At 69.8% G+C, this 18,258-nt stretch carries 18 protein-coding genes; 17 read left to right on the top strand and 1 reads right to left on the bottom strand.

Annotation, left to right across the window (positions count from 1 at the left end; all coding sequences use genetic code 11):
• Positions 1-55 precede the first annotated feature (55 nt).
• The gene (gene prcA, locus AC07EJ_RS30770) at positions 56-814 is read left to right on the top strand and encodes a proteasome subunit alpha (RefSeq protein WP_389490285.1); all 759 of its coding nucleotides are present in this window, start codon (positions 56-58) and stop codon (positions 812-814) included.
• A 66-nt stretch (positions 815-880) separates the two neighbouring features.
• Here prcA and AC07EJ_RS30765 read toward each other — a convergent pair whose 3' ends face one another.
• Entirely contained in the window at positions 881-1,915 is a 1,035-nt protein-coding gene (locus AC07EJ_RS30765) for a LacI family DNA-binding transcriptional regulator (protein WP_389490287.1), read from the bottom strand.
• 123 nt (positions 1,916-2,038) lie between these two features.
• Here AC07EJ_RS30765 and AC07EJ_RS30760 point away from each other — a divergent pair, with 123 nt between their 5' ends.
• The 16 genes from AC07EJ_RS30760 to AC07EJ_RS30685 all read left to right on the top strand — a co-directional run bounded on the left by AC07EJ_RS30760 (position 2,039) and on the right by AC07EJ_RS30685 (position 18,246).
• On the top strand, positions 2,039-3,298 hold the full coding sequence (locus AC07EJ_RS30760; protein WP_478885493.1) for an MFS transporter: 1,260 nt from the start codon (positions 2,039-2,041) through the stop codon (positions 3,296-3,298).
• 9 nt (positions 3,299-3,307) lie between these two features.
• Positions 3,308-4,669, top strand: a complete 1,362-nt coding sequence (gene pafA, locus AC07EJ_RS30755; protein WP_019066118.1) for a Pup--protein ligase — start codon at positions 3,308-3,310, stop codon at positions 4,667-4,669.
• Positions 4,670-4,812: 143 nt separating this feature from the next.
• The gene (locus AC07EJ_RS30750) at positions 4,813-5,829 is read left to right on the top strand and encodes an FKBP-type peptidyl-prolyl cis-trans isomerase (protein WP_389490293.1); all 1,017 of its coding nucleotides are present in this window, start codon (positions 4,813-4,815) and stop codon (positions 5,827-5,829) included.
• A 59-nt stretch (positions 5,830-5,888) separates the two neighbouring features.
• On the top strand, positions 5,889-6,263 hold the full coding sequence (locus AC07EJ_RS30745; protein ID WP_389490295.1) for an FKBP-type peptidyl-prolyl cis-trans isomerase: 375 nt from the start codon (positions 5,889-5,891) through the stop codon (positions 6,261-6,263).
• 227 nt (positions 6,264-6,490) lie between these two features.
• Entirely contained in the window at positions 6,491-7,444 is a 954-nt protein-coding gene (locus tag AC07EJ_RS30740; RefSeq protein ID WP_389490298.1) for a helix-turn-helix transcriptional regulator, read from the top strand.
• A 15-nt stretch (positions 7,445-7,459) separates the two neighbouring features.
• Positions 7,460-8,416: a helix-turn-helix transcriptional regulator gene (locus AC07EJ_RS30735; protein WP_389490301.1), complete on the top strand. Its 957-nt coding sequence runs from the start codon at positions 7,460-7,462 to the stop codon at positions 8,414-8,416.
• 147 nt (positions 8,417-8,563) lie between these two features.
• Complete coding sequence (locus AC07EJ_RS30730) at positions 8,564-8,809, top strand: CpXC domain-containing protein (protein WP_389490303.1); 246 nt, start codon at positions 8,564-8,566, stop codon at positions 8,807-8,809.
• A gap of 9 nt (positions 8,810-8,818) precedes the next feature.
• Positions 8,819-9,016 carry a hypothetical protein gene (locus AC07EJ_RS30725; RefSeq protein WP_116503140.1) on the top strand — a complete coding sequence of 66 codons (198 nt, stop codon included), beginning with the start codon at positions 8,819-8,821 and terminating at the stop codon, positions 9,014-9,016.
• A gap of 261 nt (positions 9,017-9,277) precedes the next feature.
• Positions 9,278-9,565 carry a Sec-independent protein translocase subunit TatA gene (gene tatA / locus AC07EJ_RS30720; RefSeq protein WP_362905861.1) on the top strand — a complete coding sequence of 96 codons (288 nt, stop codon included), beginning with the start codon at positions 9,278-9,280 and terminating at the stop codon, positions 9,563-9,565.
• Between the two features lie 50 nt (positions 9,566-9,615).
• Positions 9,616-10,560 (top strand): twin-arginine translocase subunit TatC, encoded by a 945-nt coding sequence (gene tatC, locus AC07EJ_RS30715; protein ID WP_389490305.1) that lies wholly within the window; start codon positions 9,616-9,618, stop codon positions 10,558-10,560.
• A 30-nt stretch (positions 10,561-10,590) separates the two neighbouring features.
• Positions 10,591-11,481 carry a diacylglycerol kinase gene (locus AC07EJ_RS30710; RefSeq protein ID WP_393585527.1) on the top strand — a complete coding sequence of 297 codons (891 nt, stop codon included), beginning with the start codon at positions 10,591-10,593 and terminating at the stop codon, positions 11,479-11,481.
• Between the two features lie 69 nt (positions 11,482-11,550).
• On the top strand, positions 11,551-14,376 hold the full coding sequence (locus tag AC07EJ_RS30705) for a DEAD/DEAH box helicase (RefSeq protein WP_389490309.1): 2,826 nt from the start codon (positions 11,551-11,553) through the stop codon (positions 14,374-14,376).
• A gap of 835 nt (positions 14,377-15,211) precedes the next feature.
• Positions 15,212-16,834 carry an ATP-binding protein gene (locus tag AC07EJ_RS30700; RefSeq protein WP_389490312.1) on the top strand — a complete coding sequence of 541 codons (1,623 nt, stop codon included), beginning with the start codon at positions 15,212-15,214 and terminating at the stop codon, positions 16,832-16,834.
• On the top strand, positions 16,831-17,238 hold the full coding sequence (locus tag AC07EJ_RS30695; protein WP_100597102.1) for a roadblock/LC7 domain-containing protein: 408 nt from the start codon (positions 16,831-16,833) through the stop codon (positions 17,236-17,238). The genes AC07EJ_RS30700 and AC07EJ_RS30695 overlap by 4 nt, the downstream gene beginning before the upstream one ends.
• Positions 17,235-17,633, top strand: coding sequence for a DUF742 domain-containing protein (locus AC07EJ_RS30690; protein WP_383887878.1), 399 nt, complete (start codon positions 17,235-17,237; stop codon positions 17,631-17,633). Before AC07EJ_RS30695 ends, AC07EJ_RS30690 begins: the two co-directional genes overlap by 4 nt.
• Positions 17,614-18,246, top strand: a complete 633-nt coding sequence (locus AC07EJ_RS30685) for a GTP-binding protein (RefSeq protein ID WP_389490316.1) — start codon at positions 17,614-17,616, stop codon at positions 18,244-18,246. The genes AC07EJ_RS30690 and AC07EJ_RS30685 overlap by 20 nt, the downstream gene beginning before the upstream one ends.
• The last annotated feature ends 12 nt before the right edge of the window (positions 18,247-18,258 follow it).

Below are 18,258 nucleotides of genomic sequence, written 5' to 3'. Positions count from 1 at the left end.
GTATTCGCCGCAGACTTGAGTCACTGAGTCACTGACAGAAAGGGACGGTCAGCCGGTGTCGACGCCGTTCTATGTCTCACCCCAGCAGGCCATGGCCGACCGGGCGGAGTACGCCCGTAAGGGCATCGCCCGCGGTCGCAGCCTGGTTGTGCTGCAGTACGCCGATGGCATCGTGTTCGTCGGCGAGAACCCGTCCCGTGCGCTGCACAAGTTCAGCGAGATCTACGACCGGATCGGTTTCGCTGCCGCCGGTAAGTACAACGAGTACGAGAACCTGCGGATCGGTGGTGTGCGCTACGCCGATCTGCGGGGTTACACCTACGACCGTGATGACGTGACGGCGCGTGGTCTGGCGAATGTGTACGCGCAGACGCTGGGCACGATCTTCTCGAGCAGCGCCGAGAAGCCGTACGAAGTGGAGTTGGTGGTCGCCGAGGTCGGGTCGGAGCCCGAGGGTGACCAGATTTACCGTCTTCCGCATGATGGCTCGATCGTGGATGAGCACGGCTCGGTCGCGGTCGGGGGTAATGCGGAGCAGATCAGTACGTATCTGGATCAGCGCCACCGGGACGGGATGACTCTCGCGGAGGCGTTGAAGCTGGCGGTGCAGGCGTTGTCGCGGGATACCAACGGCAGCGAGCGGGAGATCCCCGCGGAGCGGCTCGAGGTGGCGGTTCTTGATCGCACGCGTCCGCAGCAGCGGAAGTTCAAGCGCATTGTGGGGCCGCAGTTGTCGCGGCTGCTCGAGGCCGGTGCGGGGACGTCCGCGGAGCCGGTGGAGAGCAGTGACGCGGAGTCCGACGACGAGGAGTGAGCAGGGTTTCCTGCTGGTGTGTGCGGCGCCCCGACCGTGGAAGCGGTTGGGGCGCCGTTCGTTGTGTCAGTCCGTGGGTGGGGAGGTGGAGCCACGGACGATCAACTCGACGGGGAGCGCGGTGGTTTCGGGGGTGTGGCCGTCCAGGACGGCGAGGAGTGCGGCCATGCCGCGCTCGCCGAAGAGTTCTGCGGGCAGCCGGACGGTGGTGAGTTCGGGTTCGACGGCGTTGGCGAGGGAGAGGTCGTCGAAGCCGGTGACGGAGAGGTCGTCGGGGATGTGCAGGCCCAGTCTGCGGGCGGCCTTGTAGGCGCCGGTGGCGAGCTTGTCGTCGTCGCAGACGATTGCGGTGGGGCGGGGGCCGGGGGCGGCCAGTGCGGCCTGTGCGGCGGTGCGGGCTGCTTCGACCGTCAGGGGTGAGTGCACGGTGGTCACATGGGTTTCGGGGACGCGGGCCGTGCGTTCGGCGAGTTCTCGGGCGCGTACGTCGAAGGTCCAGGAGGGTACGGCGGATGCGAGATGCAGGAACCGGCGGTGGCCGAGGGCGAGCAGATGGTCTGTCACCTGGCGCATTCCGTCGGCGATGTCGAGGTTGACGGTGGCCGCGCCTGTGGCCGCGGTGTCGTCGGGGTCGCTGTCGAGCATGACGAGGGGGAGTCCGTCGCCGCGGATGGCGGTGACGGCGTCGGAGGCCATGGAGGACGCGAGTACGCCGTCGAGGGCCGCGCGCGCGGAGTCGAAGGGGTCGCGGGCGGGGCCGATGCCTTCGGGGGAGGGGTAGAGCACGACGCCGAAGCCGTGCTCTGCGGCGACGCGGGCGGCGCCGGTGTAGACGCCGGCGAAGAACTCGTTGGTGAGGGCGGGGACCACGAGGAGGGCGGTGCGGGTGCGGCCGAGGCGCAGGTTGCGGGCGGCGAGGTTGGGGCGGTAGCCGAGGTCGCGGGCGGCGGCGCGGACGCGTTCGGCGGTGGTTTCGGCGACGCGGCCGCGCCATTTGTCGCCGAGTACGAGGGAGACGGCGGCCTGGGAGACTCCGGCGGCGCGGGCGACGTCGCGGCTGGTGGGGCGCGCGGGGGCCGTCTCGTCTGACCCGGTCGTCACTCATGCCTCCGTGGGGTGTGTGGCGGGGCCTTCGGGTGGACCCGTGGCCTGCGGACATGGTACGTATGACCCTCGACGTTATACGTAAAACCTAGGCGCCTCGGGGCGGCGAGAGGGCGGGCGATGGCCGCGGGATATGCGGAGATCCTCAAGGCGCGGCACGCGACGCGGCTGCTGGTAGGCACCCTGGTGGGGCGGCTGCCGAACGCGACGGCCGCCATCGCGATCGTGCTGTTCGTCCGGGCGGAGGGCGGCACGTACAGCCTGGCCGGGGCGCTCGCCGCGGTGTACGGCGTCGCGAACGCGGTGGGCCAGCCGCTGCTCGGCCGGCTCGTGGACCTGCGGGGGCAGCCTCGGGTGCAGCTCCCGGCGGCGCTGGCGTCGGCACTGGCCATGACCGTCTTCGCCTTCGCCGGGACCGGGTCGCCGGCGCTCGCGTACGTCGCGGTGGGCGCGGCCGGGCTGTTCACACCGCCCCTGGAAGGCGGACTGCGCGCGCTGTGGCCGAACGTGCTGCCGCGCGAGGACCAGGTGCACACCGCGTACGCGATGGACGCCGTGGCGCAGGAAGTCATGTTCACCGTCGGGCCGTTGCTCGTCACTGTGTGCGTGTCCCTGTGGTCGGCGCAGGCCGCGCTCATCGTCCTGAACGTCGTCGGAGTGCTCGGCGCGTTGTCTGTGGTGGTGTCGCAGCCGTCGCGCGCCTGGCGCTCGGCGCCTCGTGAGGCGCACTGGCTGGGCGCCCTGCGCTCGCCGGGACTCCTCGCGCTCCTCGGGGCCTTCCTGTTCATCGGGACGGCGCTGGGCTCGATCACCGTGGCGGGCGTCTCGTACGCGGACGGGCACGGCGGTGACGTGACGTACGGCTGGCTGATGGCGGCGCTCGGACTGGGCGCGCTGGCCGGTGGCTCCGTGTACGGGGCGCGGCAGTGGGCCGGCGTTCCCGAGCGGCGGCTGCGGTGGCTGGTGGCCCTGCTGGCCGTCTTCTACCTGCCGTTGGTCCTGATGCCGGGTGTGGTGGCGATGACGGCGCTGACGGCGCTCGCGGGTGTGTTCCTGGCCCCGTCGATCGCGTGCGCGTTCATCATCGTCGACCGGCATGCGCCGCGGGGCACGGTGACGGAGGCGTTCTCGTGGCTCGTGACGACGTTCACGGTGGGTACGTCGGTCGGAACCGCCGTGGCCGGACCGGTGGTCGAGTGGGGCGGCACGGTGTGGGGCTTCGCTGTTCCCGGTGTGGCTGGGGTGGCCGCGCTGCTCGTGCTCCTCGCCACCGGACGGGTCCTCGCAGCTCCCCGTGGCGCCGGGCGTGTCGCGGGCTCATCGGAAAATGATCGAAACGGTGCTGTCGAACCCGGTTTCAGTACAGGGCATCAGGCGTAATGTTCACTCATGGACCGCCGCATTTTCGGGCTGGAGAACGAGTACGGCGTCACATGTACGTTTAGGGGACAGCGCCGCCTGTCTCCTGACGAGGTGGCGCGGTACCTCTTCCGCCGTGTCGTGTCATGGGGCCGCAGCAGCAATGTCTTTCTGCGGAACGGCGCCCGCCTCTATCTCGATGTCGGGTCACATCCGGAATACGCAACTCCCGAATGTGACAACGTGACCGAGTTGGTCACGCACGACAAAGCGGGCGAGCGCATTCTGGAAGGCCTGCTCGTCGACGCCGAACGCCGCCTGCACGAGGAGGGAATCGCGGGCGACGTCTATCTCTTCAAGAACAACACCGACTCGGCGGGAAACTCCTACGGCTGCCACGAGAACTATCTGGTGGCCCGTCACGGGGAGTTCTCGCGACTCGCGGACATCCTCATTCCGTTCCTGGTCACACGGCAGCTGCTGTGTGGCGCGGGCAAGGTGCTGCAGACTCCGCGCGGCGCCGTGTACTGCGTGAGCCAGCGTGCCGAGCACATCTGGGAGGGCGTGTCCTCCGCGACCACGCGTTCCCGCCCCATCATCAACACCCGCGACGAACCGCACGCGGACGCCGAGCGCTACCGGCGCCTGCACGTCATCGTCGGTGACTCGAACATGTCCGAGACGACGATGCTGCTCAAGGTGGGCGCCACCGACCTCGTGCTCCGCATGATCGAGGCGGGCACGGTCATGCGTGACCTCACCCTGGAGAACCCGATCCGGGCCATCCGCGAGGTCAGCCACGACATCACCGGCCGGCGCAAGGTGCGTCTGGCCAGCGGCCGCGAGGCATCCGCCCTCGAGGTGCAGCGCGAGTACTACGAGAAGGCCGTGGACTTCTGCGAGCGCCGCGGGATCCGCACCGGCACCGTCGAGCAGGTCCTCGAACTGTGGGGCCGGGTTCTCGACTCGATCGAGGCCGAGGACCTCGACCGGATCGGCACCGAGATCGACTGGGTGATGAAGTACCAGCTCATCGAGCGGTACCGGGCCAAGCACAACATGACCATGTCGCATCCGCGGGTCGCGCAGATAGACCTCGCGTATCACGACATCCACCGCCGCAGGGGCCTCTACTACCTTCTGGAGAGGAAGGGACAGGCGGCCCGCATCTGCAACGACCTCAAGATCTTCGAGGGCAAGTCGGTGCCGCCGCAGACCACGCGCGCGAGGCTGCGGGGCGACTTCATCCGCAGGGCACAGGAACAGCGCCGTGACTTCACGGTCGACTGGGTGCACCTGAAGCTGAACGACCAGGCGCAGCGCACCGTGCTGTGCAAGGACCCCTTCCGGTCCGTGGACGACCGGGTGGAGAAGCTGATCGCCGGAATGTAGGACGACCGGCTCACCGTCGACCCGGGCCCCGTACGTGATCTACGTACGGGGCCCTTCGGTGTGCGTGCGGTACCCCGGGTAAGGGACGTGAGGGCCTAGAGTGGCTGGACCGTACTCACGTAACCCGCAACCTGAGGATCACTGTGCGACGCCGACTTGCTGCTCTGCTCATCGTCCCGGCTCTGGCGCTGACCGCGACGGCGTGCGGGGGTGATGACAACAAGAAGAGCGACACGGACAAGGCGAATTCGGCGTCCCCCTCGCCCAAGGCCGAGGCGGCCGCCCCGAAGCCCGTCGACTCGGCGTCGCCCATGCCGGAGATCAGCGGCGACTTCGGCAAGCAGGCCAAGATCACCGTGCCGAAGGCCGAGCCGAGCGGCAAGTTCGTCGTGCACACCCTGTCGGCGGGTGACGGCGCCGTGGTCAAGAAGGACGACCTGGTGTCGATGAACTTCACCGGCAAGGTCTGGAAGAGCGGCAAGGACCTCGGCAGCTCCTACCAGCAGGGCGGCAGCCCGCAGCTGATCACCGCCGGTTCGAAGTCGGTCATCCCGGCGTTCGCGGACGCGCTGGTCGGCCAGAAGGAGGGCAGCCGCGTCCTCGTCGTCGCGCCGCCCGCCGCCGGCTTCGGCAGCCAGGGCAACCAGCAGGCCGGTGTCACCGGCACCGACACGCTCGTGTTCGCGATCGACGTCGGCAAGGTCACTCCGAAGATGGTGACGGGCACGCAGGCGTCCATCCCGTCGGACCTGCCGCAGATCAAGGCCGACAAGCCGGAGCCCGCGACGATCTCCGTGCCGAAGAACGACCCGCCGAAGAAGCTGGTCGACCAGGTCCTGATCCAGGGCAAGGGCGCCGAGGTCAAGAGCGGCAAGACGGTCACCATGCAGTACAGCGGTGCCGCCTGGAAGATCAACGAGGGCAAGCCGAAGGCGACGCTCTTCGACTCGTCGTGGAACACCGGACAGCCCTTCACCACGGTGATCGGTCAGGGCCAGGTCATCCCGGGCTGGGACAAGGGTCTCGTCGGCAAGCACGTGGGCGACCGCGTCCTGCTGGTGATCCCCGCCGACCAGGCGTACGGCAAGGAGGCCAAGGGCGACACGCTCCCGGCCAACTCGACGCTCGTGTTCGTCGTCGACATCCTGGCCACGTCCTGACCCTGCGGGATGCAAGACTGTCCGGGTTGCCCAACCGTTTAGCAGCAGGAGCAAGAGACGTGAGCATCGAGAAGCCCGAGATCGACTTCCCCGAGGGTCAGCCGCCGGCGGACCTGGAGATCAAGGAGATCTGGGAGGGTGACGGCGCTGTCGCCAAGGCCGGCGACTACGTCAAGGTCCACTACGTGGGCGTGGCCTTCTCCACCGGTGAAGAATTCGACGCCTCCTGGAACCGCGGCAACCCGCTGGAGTTCCAGCTCGGCGCCCAGCAGGTCATCACCGGCTGGGACCAGGGCATCCAGGGCATGAAGGTCGGCGGCCGCCGCCAGCTGACCATCCCCGCCCACCTCGCCTACGGAGACCGTGGTGCCGGCGGCGGCGTGATCGCCCCCGGCGAGACGCTGATCTTCGTCTGCGACCTGGTCGCGGTCTGATCGTCACCGACGCGGTCGCACTCTGATCAGGCTGCGACCGCAGGCGGTCAACCCTGGGCCCATGCCTCCTGGCATGGGCCCTTCGGTCTCTCTCCACCGCTCTCGACCGGATCCCTTCGGGACGCACCCCTTGGCCTCGGCTTTTGCCACGACACCCCGGAGCGGTACGGTCGACGTTCGGATGGGGGAGAGCCCGGGGGCTCTCGAAGAGAGGACGTAGGGCGTCGATGGCCATTGCCAAGGCCGAGCGGCTGATGAATCTGGCGCTGTGTCTGCTAGGGACCAGGCGTCCGCTCAGCAAGCGTGAGCTGCGCGGTTCCATCGAGGCCTACCTGGAAGCCAGCTCCGACGACAGCTTCAACCGGATGTTCGAGCGGGACAAGGACGACCTGCGCGAGCTCGGCCTGGTCATCGCGACCGTGGAGAACCTCGACGGGGAGGTCGGCTACCTCGCCCGCCGCGACAGCAACCGCCTGCCTCCCGTCACGCTCGACGCCGAGGAGGCCGCCGCGCTCGGCCTGGCCGCGAAGGTCTGGCAGCAGGCCCGCCTGGCCGGTGCCGCCAGCGGAGCCCTGCAGAAGCTGCGGGCCGCGGGCCTCCCCGAGGACGTCGACCCGTACGAGGCGCACTCCGCCCTCGAACCCCGCATCCCCGCGCACGAGGCGTCGTTCGAGCCGCTGATGCTGGCCTGCCGAGACCGTCGGCCCGTCGTCTTCGACTACCGCAAGGCCACCGCCGCGCGGCCCGAGCAGCGGCATGTCGAGCCGTGGGCGCTGGAATGCTGGCGCGGCCACTGGTATCTCGCCGGCTGGGACCGCGACCGCGACGCCGAGCGCGTCTTCCGGCTCTCCCGCATCACCGGCAAGGTCCGCTCCCGCGCCGCCCGCTTCACCGCCGACGTGCCCGACGTCGTGACCGTCCGCGAGACCGTTGCGAGCTGGGCCGGCGAGACCGCCGACCGCACGGCCCTCATCAGGCTGCGCACCGGCTCCGGCTATCCACTGCGCGCCAAGGCATCGGCCGTACGCGATCTCGGCGACGGCTGGGACGAGCTGGAGATTCCGTACGGGCACGGGCTCGACGCCTGGCTGGTCGAGTTCGGGCCCGACGTGGTCGTCCTCGAACCCGCCGAGCTGCGGGCCGAGGTCGTCGACCGGCTGCGTGCCGTGGCCAAGGGCTGAGGGGAACGAGGACCAATGGCCACGAATGCCATCGACCAGACCCGGCGGATGCTGTCCCTCGTGACGTATCTGCGGGAGCGCCCCGGAGCGCGCGTGGAGGATGTCGCCCGCGCCTTCGGGATCACCGAGGACGAGCTGATCTCGGACCTCGACATCCTGCCCCTGTGCGGGACGAGCTTCCGCGGGGGCGACCTCCTCGACATCGACACGGACGGCGACCGCATCTGGTGGCACAACCCGGACGATGTCGCCGCACCGCTGCGGCTCGCCGCCGACGAGGCGACGGCGCTGCTCGTCGCCGCGCGCGCCGTGTCCACCCTGCCCGGCCTCAGGGAGAGCGACCGGCTCGCGCTCCTTCGGGCCACCGCGAAGCTGGAGGCCGCGGCGGGCGAGGCGGCCGGGGCGAGCGCGCGGCTCTCGGTGACCTTCGAGTCCGAAGGCGGCGTCTTCGCCGATGTCGACCGGGCCATCTCGGAGCGGCGCCGGCTGTGGATCCGCTACTACTCCCCGGCCCGCGACGAGCTCACCGAGCGGGAGATCGACCCCATCCGCCTGGTGAGCGTCGGCCACACCTACGTAGAGGCCTGGTGCCGGCGGTCCGAGGCGCGCCGTACCTTCCGGCTCGACCGGGTCGCCGAGATCCGGATCCTGGACGAGCCGTCCGCGCCGCCGGAGATCGAACTGCGGGACCTGTCCGAGGGGCTCGTGCAGCCCGCGGCCGAGGACCCCGAGGTCGTGGTCGAGGTCGGTCCCGGCGGACGCTGGGTCGCGGAGTATTACCCGCACGACAGCGCCGAGGAGTTGGCGGACGGCGGCCTGCGGATCACCCTGCGCACGCCGGACCCGTCTTCGCTGCGCCGGCTGGCGCTCCGGCTCGGCCGCGACGGGCGCATCGTGTCGCCGCTCGGACTCGCCGAGAGTGCGCGGCAGGCCGCGGGGGAGGCGCTGGCCGCGTACGACGTGCAGGGGTAGGGCCGTTGGCCGCGGCCGGGTCGGTGACGACCCTCACGCGCGCGGTGTGGTGAGCAAGGTGGGCGTGCCGTTGACCGCGGTGCGGCCCGGGGGTGCCAGAAGTTCGGGAAGTTCTGAAGAGTCTCTGAAGAGTCTGGGATGGTCGAAATGGGTGGATTGTCTGCAGTGGTGGGTCCGGTGCTGTTCAAGGCCGCCTGCCCCGACTGCCGTGCGCGGTTCGAACTCTCCGCGCAGGCCCTGCGCCTGGCGATCGGCGCCACCCGCCGCACCACGTTCTACTCGTTCACCTGCCCCGAGTGCGATGCCGCCGTGCGCAAGCCGGCTGGGGAGCGCATCGTCGAACTCCTCACCGGCGGAGGGGTGAGCACGCTCCGCCTCCACCAGACCGTCTAGGCTCGGCGCATGTTCTGGGCGATGCTGGCGATTGCTGTGGGGTTCGTGGGGCTCGCCGTGCTCGGCGTACTCGCGGTCAAGGTCTTTGTCGAGGCGCAGCGTCTCGGGCGCCAAGTCGCCGACACCACACAGCAGATCAACCGTGCGGCGGAGGACCTGGAGCGGGCGGCGGCCGGCACGGCCCGCACGAGCCGCGAACTCCTCTAATCGCACGACCCGCCGAATGTGACGGGGGCGACAGGATGGTAAGCGCTTTACCCCTGTGCCCTGTCCGGTCGCAGGGACGGGCGGGTACGCTGCCAGACGCGGCCCGAAGAGCGAGGCGCGGCCCGCAACTGGGAGTACGCAGAGGGATTGCCCCCTGTTCACCCCCACGGGATACGATCGCTGCCAGCACGGTGGTCGGACATCAGTCCGACCTGTACCGGCAGCCCCGCCCCTGCCGCCTCGGTGAGAAGGTAAACGCTTATGTTCGGAAAGATCGGCGCCCCTGAGATCATTCTGATCCTCGTCGTCATCGTCCTGCTGTTCGGCGCGAAGAAGCTTCCCGACATGGCGCGCTCGCTGGGCAAGTCGGCCCGCATCCTCAAGAGCGAGGCCAAGGCGATGAAGTCCGACGGTCAGCAGACCGCGCCCACGGACCCGCCGAAGAACGATGAGCAGCCCCCGGCTCAGCGCACCATCAAGGCCGCCCCCGGCGATGTGACGGGTGCCCGCCCGGTCACCGAGCCGACCGACCAGACTTCGCAGCGCTGATCCCGGGCCGCCCCGCGAAGGCGGCCTGTCGCACGAGATGAGGACGTGGGTTGCCTAAGTCTGCCCGCAAGACGGAGAAGGATCCCGAGGGGCGGATGCCACTCGCGGAACACCTGCGTGAGCTGCGCAACCGGCTCACCAAGGCCCTGCTGGCCATCGTCGTCGTCACGATCGTCGCTGCCTTCTTCTACAAGGACATCATCGAGTTCTTCACCAACCCGGTGCTCGACTCGGTGGGCTGCAAGTCGAGCTTCGCCGAGCTCGCCGAGCAGGCGAGCAGGGGTCAGCACGACGAGACGTGCGCGCGGATCGTGCTGAACGGTCTGCTGACGCCGTTCACGCTTGCGCTCAAGATCTCGCTGATGGCGGGTGTCGTGCTCGCGTCGCCGGTCTGGCTCTACCAGCTGTGGGGCTTCGTCGCGCCCGGCATGCACAAGCACGAGAAGAAGTACGCGACCGCTTTCGTCGCCACCGGCTTCCCGCTGTTCCTGTGCGGCGCCTTCTTCGCGTACAAGACCCTCCCCACGATGGCGAGGGTGCTGCTCGACTTCTCGCCGGGCGGTGTCGACAACCAGCTGCCGCTGGACGATCTCCTGGACCTGATCACACGCATGGTGGTCGTGTTCGGGCTCTCCTTTGAGCTGCCGCTGCTCCTCGTGATGCTCAACCTCACCGGGGTGATCACGGGCAAGCGGATGATCGGCTGGTGGCGCGGCATGATCATGGGCATCACGGTCTTCGCGGCCGTTGCCACGCCCAGCACCGACCCGCTGAGCATGATGGCGCTCGCCGGACCCATCTGGGTCCTGTACTTCGCGGCCGCCGGTTTCTCCCTGCTCAACGACCGCCGCAAGGCCAGGGACCGCGAGGACCTGGACGACGACGAGGCCTCTGACCTGGACCTCACGCCCGAGCCCGTCTCGGCCGGCAGCGCGCTGCCCGAGCAGGCGAGTTCGGACCATGACCGGGTCAACGGTTATGACGACGTGACCTGACAGGGCGGCACGATCTTGTAAGGTCCGCCCGTGACCAGCGAGATCACCCTCTTCGTCAATCCCACCGCGGGACGCGGCCGGGGCGCCCATGCGGCGCAGCCGGCCGCTTCCGCGTTGCGGGCCGCCGGATTCACCGTGCACACCCTCGTCGGTGAGGACGCCGACGACGCGCTCACGCGCGCACGTGCCGCGGTCCACGACGGCACCGGAGCGCTCATAGCCGTCGGCGGTGACGGCATGGCCAACCTCGCGCTTCAGGCCGTCGCGGACACCCGCACCCCGCTCGGCGTGATCGCCGTCGGCACGGGGAACGACTTCGCCCGCTCCCTCGGACTGCCCGTACGGGACCCGGCTGCCGCAGGCGCCCTCGTCGCCGACGCGCTCAAGGGGGCGCGGATCCGCGAGCTCGACCTGGGGCGGGCCGGCGGCCATTGGTTCGGCACCGTCCTGGCCTCGGGTTTCGACTCCCGGGTCAATGACCGGGGCAACCGGATGCGCTGGCCGAGCGGACGCTTCAAGTACGACCTCGCGATCGTCGCCGAGCTCGCCGCGTTCAAGCCGATCCCGTACCGGATCACCCTGGACGACGGACCTCCGCTGGAGGTCGAGGCCACGCTCGTCGCCGTCGGGAACGGGACGTCGTACGGCGGTGGCATGAAGATCTGTGCCGACGCCGACATGACCGACGGGCTCTTCGACATCACGGTCGTCGGGGACTGCTCACGGGCGACGCTGCTCAAGGTCTTCCCGCGCGTCTACAAGGGGACCCACCTCGACCACCCCAAGGTCACCGTCCACCGCGCGACGAAGATCGAACTGGCCGCGGAAGGGATCACCGGATACGCCGACGGGGAACCGCTCGGAGCGCTGCCCATGACCGCCGAGTGCGTGCCGGGAGCCGTGCGAATCCTGGGCCCCTGACCCCCGGAAGGGCCCGATCACAATAAAGATCGTCCGTTGTCAGTGGTGGCCGGTAGTCTCGAAAGCACGATGACAGAGGACCTCTCACCGGCCGAGCGGTACGCGGCAGCACGTAAGCGCGCTGCCGAGCAGGCCACCGCGCTCGCCGACTTCCGCGAGATGTACGACTTCGGCCTCGACCCCTTCCAGATCGAGGCGTGTCAGGCTCTCGAGACGGGCAAGGGCGTCCTGGTGGCCGCGCCCACCGGCTCGGGCAAGACGATCGTCGGCGAGTTCGCCGTCCACCTGGCCCTCCAGCAGGGCAAGAAGTGCTTCTACACGACCCCCATCAAGGCGCTGTCGAACCAGAAGTACGCCGACCTCGCCAAGCGGTACGGAGCCGACAAGGTCGGCCTGCTGACCGGCGACAACAGCGTGAACGCGGACGCGCCGGTGGTCGTCATGACCACCGAGGTCCTGCGGAACATGCTGTACGCGGGCTCGCAGACCCTCCTCGGCCTCGGCTACGTGGTCATGGACGAGGTGCACTACCTCTCCGACCGCTTCCGCGGCGCCGTCTGGGAAGAGGTGATCATCCACCTCCCGGAGTCCGTCACCCTGGTCTCCCTCTCGGCGACCGTGTCGAACGCGGAGGAGTTCGGCGACTGGCTCGACACCGTGCGCGGCGACACCGAGGTGATCGTCTCCGAGCACCGGCCCGTGCCCCTGTTCCAGCACGTGCTCGCCGGGCGCCGGATGTACGACCTCTTCGAGGAGGGGGAGGGGCACAAGAAGGCCGTCAACCCGGACCTGACGCGCATGGCCCGCATGGAGGCCAGCCGCTCGTACAACCCCCGCGACCGCCGCAAGGGCAAGATGGTGCGCGAGGCGGACCGCGAGCGCGAGCGTCGACAGCGCTCCCGGATCTGGACGCCGGGCCGCCCCGAGGTCATCGAGCGCCTCGACAGCGAGGGGCTGCTGCCGGCGATCACGTTCATCTTCAGCCGCGCCGCCTGCGAGGCCGCCGTACAGCAGTGCCTGTACGCGGGCCTGCGGCTCAACGACGACGAGGCCCGCGCCCGCGTCCGCGAGATCGTCGAGGAGCGCACGGCGGCGATCCCCGACGAGGACCTGCACGTCCTCGGCTACTTCGAGTGGCTCGAAGGCCTGGAGCGAGGCATCGCCGCCCACCACGCGGGCATGCTGCCGACGTTCAAGGAAGTGGTCGAGGAGCTGTTCGTACGCGGCCTCGTGAAGGCCGTCTTCGCGACGGAGACCCTCGCTCTCGGTATCAACATGCCGGCCAGGTCGGTCGTCCTGGAGAAGCTCGTCAAGTGGAACGGCGAGCAGCACGCCGACATCACGCCCGGCGAGTACACCCAGCTCACCGGGCGGGCCGGCCGGCGCGGCATCGACGTCGAGGGCCACGCGGTCGTGCTGTGGCAGCGCGGCTTCAGCCCCGAACACCTGGCGGGACTCGCGGGCACGCGCACGTACCCGCTGCGCTCCAGCTTCAAGCCGTCGTACAACATGGCGGTGAATCTGGTCGAGCAGTTCGGCCGGCACCGCTCGCGTGAGCTGCTCGAGACGTCTTTCGCGCAGTTCCAGGCGGACAAGTCGGTCGTCGGGATCTCCCGCCAGGTCCAGCGCAACGAGGAGGGCCTGGAGGGCTACAAGTCCTCCATGACCTGCCACTTGGGCGACTTCGAGGAGTACGCGCGGCTGCGCCGCGAGCTCAAGGACCGCGAGACGGAGCTCGCCAAGCAGGGCGCGTCCCAGCGGCGCACCGCGGCGGCCGCCGCCCTGGAGAAGCTCAAGCCGGGCGACGTCATCCACGTCCCCTCCGGCAAGTTCGCCGGCCTCGCGCTCGTCCTCGACCCCGGCATCCCGGCCGGCCGGTCGAACGGACACCGTGGCTTCGAGCAGCACGACGGGCCGCGCCCGCTGGTCCTGACCGCCGAGCGCCAGGTCAAGCGACTCGCGTCCATCGACTTCCCGGTGCCTGTCGAGGCGCTGGATCGGATGCGGATCCCCAAGTCGTTCAACGCGCGCTCGCCCCAGTCGCGGCGTGACCTCGCCTCCGCGCTGCGCACCAAGGCCGGCCACATCGTGCCCGACCGGCACCGCAAGAACCGCGCGGCGGCGGCCGACGACCGGGAGATCACGCGGCTGCGCACCGAGCTGCGCGCCCACCCCTGTCACGGCTGCGACGAGCGCGAGGACCACGCCCGCTGGGCCGAGCGCTACTACCGGCTGCGTCGCGACACGCAGCAGCTGGAGCGCCGCATCGAGGGCCGGACGAACACCATCGCCCGCACCTTCGACCGCATCGTGGCCCTGCTGACCGAGATGGACTACCTGCGCGGCGACGAGGTCACGCAGAACGGCAAGCGCCTCGCGCGGCTCTACGGTGAGCTCGATCTGCTCGCCAGCGAGTGCCTGCGCGAAGGGGTCTGGGAAGGCCTCAGTCCGGCCGAACTGGCCGCGTGCGTCTCGGCGTTGGTGTTCGAGGCCCGCGCCGCCGACGACGCGCTCGCGCCCAAGCTGCCGTCCGGCAAGGCCAAGGCGGCGCTCGGCGAGATGGTCCGCATCTGGGGCCGGCTCGACGCCCTGGAGGAAGAGTTCAAGATCAGCCAGACCGAGGGCGTCGGCCAGCGCGAACCCGATCTGGGCTTCGCCTGGGCCGCGCACCAGTGGGCGTCCGGCAAGGGGCTCGACGAGGTCCTGCGCGAGGCGGACATGCCTGCCGGTGACTTCGTGCGCTGGTGCAAGCAGGTCATCGACGTGCTCGGCCAGATCTCGGCCGCGGCGCCGTCCGTCCCCGGTGCGGGAGACGGGGACACGGTCGCCAAGAACGCGCGCAAGGCGGTGGACGCGTTGCGGCGCGGCGTGGTGGCGTACTCGTCCGTCGGCTAGACAGCCGATGGGATACGTGGGCGACGGGATACGTGGCCGACGGGACAGGTGGCCGACGGGACAGGTAGCGGTCGGTGGTGACCGGTCGCGCCGTTCCCCGCGCTCCTGAAGGGGCGCGGGGACGCAGGCCGCACACGATGTCGCGGCGTCTGCGGCGTCTGCGCCCCCGCCGTCTGCGGCGTCTGAGCCCTCCGCGTCCCCCGCGTCGTCTGCGCCCCCGCCGTCCGCGGCTTCTGCGCCCCCGCCCTCCGCGGCGTCTGAGACCTCCGCGTCCCCCGCGTCGTCTGCGGCGAACTCACGGACTTCCACGGGCAGTTGCCACCGTCGCCGACCATGGCGTGCGCTCGCCAAGGGTGAACTCTTCCCGCGTACCGACCTGCTCTCCGGGCTGACCGAAGACGTCATTCTCGGGCACCGCTGCGATCCCGAACGCTCCGTACCGGTCTCTGTCCTGGTCTTCCCGGGGCGACGGCGGACGCGGTCCTGCGCCTCGCAGGCCTCTGACCTCACACACGGCACGCGTCGAGGGCCCAACGGCCCCGCCGTGACGGGGATTTCGCACGGGCGGACGTGATCACTCCATGTGTGCGAACCGCCGCTGAGCGTGCAAATGCAGCCGAGTGTATTCCTCCCGTGCGGCCATTTCAGGTGCTTGCGGAATATGACACAGCGGTGATCCCACGGGACTAAGCTCGCCCGCAGCGCACCGAGTTGGCACATATTCGTGCGCTTGTTCCCAATCTTGCAGATGGTTCGAGTTCGTCCCCCCACACGCACGTCAGCACGTCACCCCGTAACGCACATTTCCCCCGATCCGACCGTTCAGAGGGCATACATGGTGAGTGTTCAATCGCCTCCCGGTGGCCGAGAAATCCCCTACACGCGCGTGCTGTTGCTGCCCGCCGTGGCCATGGCCGCGGCGACCGGAGCCGCCGTAGCGGTGGTGGCGCAGCCCGCGCGGTTCGCCGTCGCCCTGTGCGGCGGCCTCGCCACGCTTCTGCTGATCCTCGTGGCCGCCGAGGCGCTGCGCCGCGGCCGCACGATCAAGGGGGAACGCGCGCAGTCCGCCCGGCACATCGCGCACCTGGAACGCAGCCTCGCCGCCCGTGACGACGAAGCCCAGTGGATGGGCCGGTATCTGCTGCCCGAGTCCCTGTACCGGCTGCGCTCCGGTGACACGGCCTCCGAGGCCGTCAAGGTCGTCGTCGAGAGTGACCCGGCGCACGCCCAACTCCCCGACGCACAGCGCAGGTTGATGGCCGAGGTGCTCGACCTCATCGACCGCGAGGAGTCCATGCGCGACGCCGCGCAGCGCGCTTTCGTCTCCATCGCGCGCCGCGTCCAGTCCATCGTGCACAAGCAGAACGCCGAACTGCGCGAGATGGAGGAGGACCACGGCCGCAACCCCGAGGTCTTCGACGACCTCCTGCGCATCGACCACGGCACCGCGCTGATCGGCCGCCTCGCCGACTCCATCACCGTCCTCGGCGGCGCCCGCCCCGGCCGCCAGTGGCCCCGGCCTGTGCCGCTCTACAGCGTGCTGCGCGGCGCCATGTCGCGCATCCTCGAATACCCGCGCATCGAACTGCACTCGATCGCCAAGGTCGCCATCCGCGGCATCTCCGTCGAGCCGCTCATCCACGCGCTGGCCGAACTCATGGACAACGCGACGCGCTACTCGCCGCCGCAGACCAAGGTGCACGTCACCGCGGTCGAGGTGCAGACCGGCATCGCCATCGAGATCGAGGACGGCGGCGTCAGCCTCAGCGAGGAGGCCCGCGCCCGCGCCGAGGAGATGCTCGCCCGCGCCAAGGCCGGTGTCGACCTCAACGACCTCGGCGAGAACCCCCGCCTCGGCATGGCCGTCGTCGGCCGGCTCTCGCAGATGTACGACATGCAGGTCGGGCTGCGTCAGTCCGCGTACGGCGGCGTCCGCGCTGTCCTCATCGTGCCGCGGATCATGATCACGAGCGACTCCGCGCCCGGCCTCGCGCACGGTATCGGCGCCTCCGGTGTGCCCCGCGTCAACAACGACGGCGAGCCCATCGTGGAGGAGCCCCGCAAGAAGAAGCTGCGCCGCCCCACCACGGGACCCCGTCCCTCCGCGCCGCTGATGGCCGCCATGGAGGACGACGTCCCCGTCGTCACCGAGTGGCGCGCCAACGGACTGCCGCAGCGCCGCAGGAAGGTCGACACGAAGGTCATCGACCAGCAGATCATCGTGACGCCCAGGGCACCCGAGCCCGGCAGCGGGGCGGAGCCCCGCGCGGACCAGCCCCCGCAGTGGACCCCCATCCCTGTGCCGGCCTCCGAGGCCGAGCCCGAGAAGCCGGACCAGCCCGAACCGGGCCTGTGGGTCGAGGCGTTCATGAACGGGCTCAAGGGTGACGGGCAGGGCGACGCGTCGGGCGAGACCGGCGAGGCCAATCAGCAGGTCGACGAGGGAGACCGCCAGTGATCCAGCAAAGGGCAAACTTCGACTGGATGCTCAAGGAGCTCGCCGACGGCGTGCCCCAGACCCGGCAGGTCGTGGTGCTCTCCGCGGACGGCCTGCGCATCGCCCGCTACGGCGGAGACCCCGACGCCGCCGACCGCATCGCCGCCGCCTGCGCCGGACTCCAGAGCCTGGCCACCGCCGTGGCCAGCGAGATCCCGGACAGCGACGGCCGCATGAGCATGGTCATCATCGAGGTCAGCGGAGGGTTCTTCTACCTCATGGCCGCGGGCAAGGGCGCGTACCTCGCGGTCCTGGCCGACGCCCACGTGGACGCCGGACTCATCAGCAACCGCATGCGCGACCTCGTCGTACGCATCGGCGCACACCTCACCAGTCCGCCCAGGCGCAACGGGCAGACCGTATGACACACCCCCCGCAACCCTCCCGGGCGCAGCCGCCGCAGCGCGAGCGCCGCCCGGCGGACGGCAAGGGCGCCAATCCCGAACGCCTGTACACCATCACGAGCGGTGGCGAGGGGGCCGAGCGCGCGCCGCTCGACCTGGTGACCCTGATCGTCGCGCGCGCGGACCCCCCGCCCGCGGCACCGCCTGAACAGGCAGCCCTGTTACGGCTGTGCAAGTCACCCCTGTCCACGGCCGAGATCTCGGCCTACCTCAGTCTGCCGTTCAGCGTGGTCACCGTGCTGCTCGGCGAACTCCTCGCGGCCGAACTGGTCCAGGCACGCGCCCCCGTCATCCGCGGCGCCGTCGCCGACCGTTCCCTCCTCGAAGCGGTGATGCATGGACTTCAAAAGCTCTGACACGCTCAGGGACGGCCCCCACACTCCGGGGCCCCTGAGCGAGGACCACCTGCCCGACACGGTCACGGCCGCCGTGAAGGTCGTCATCGTGGGCGGATTCGGCGTGGGCAAGACCACGATGGTGGGATCCGTCAGCGAGATCAGGCCGCTCACCACCGAAGAGACCATGACCCAGGCGGGCATCGGCGTCGACGACAACTACGGCTCCGAGACGAAGACCGCCACCACGGTCGCCATGGACTTCGGACGCATCAGCATCACGGACGAGCTGGTGCTCTACCTCTTCGGCACCCCGGGCCAGGAACGCTTCTGGTTCCTGTGGAACGGCCTCTTCGAGGGCGCGCTCGGCGCCGTCGTACTCATCGACACCCGCCGCCTCGAAGTCAGCTTCGACGTGATCGGGCGCCTTGAGGAGCGCGGCGTGCCGTTCGTCATCGCCAACAACGCCTTCCCCGACGGCCCGCGCTTCCCTCCCGAAGAGCTGCGCCAGGCCCTCGACCTCGACCCGGACGTCCCGATCCTGGAGTGCGACGCCCGGCGCCGGGCCTCCAGCAGGGACGTCCTGATGACGCTGATGCGCTATCTGCACGAACTGGCGCTCGCCCGCGTCTGACCTGGTCGGAGC

This window comes from Streptomyces sp. NPDC045026, from assembly GCF_056432625.1.
This window is presented reverse-complemented; position numbering and strand designations above follow the sequence as displayed.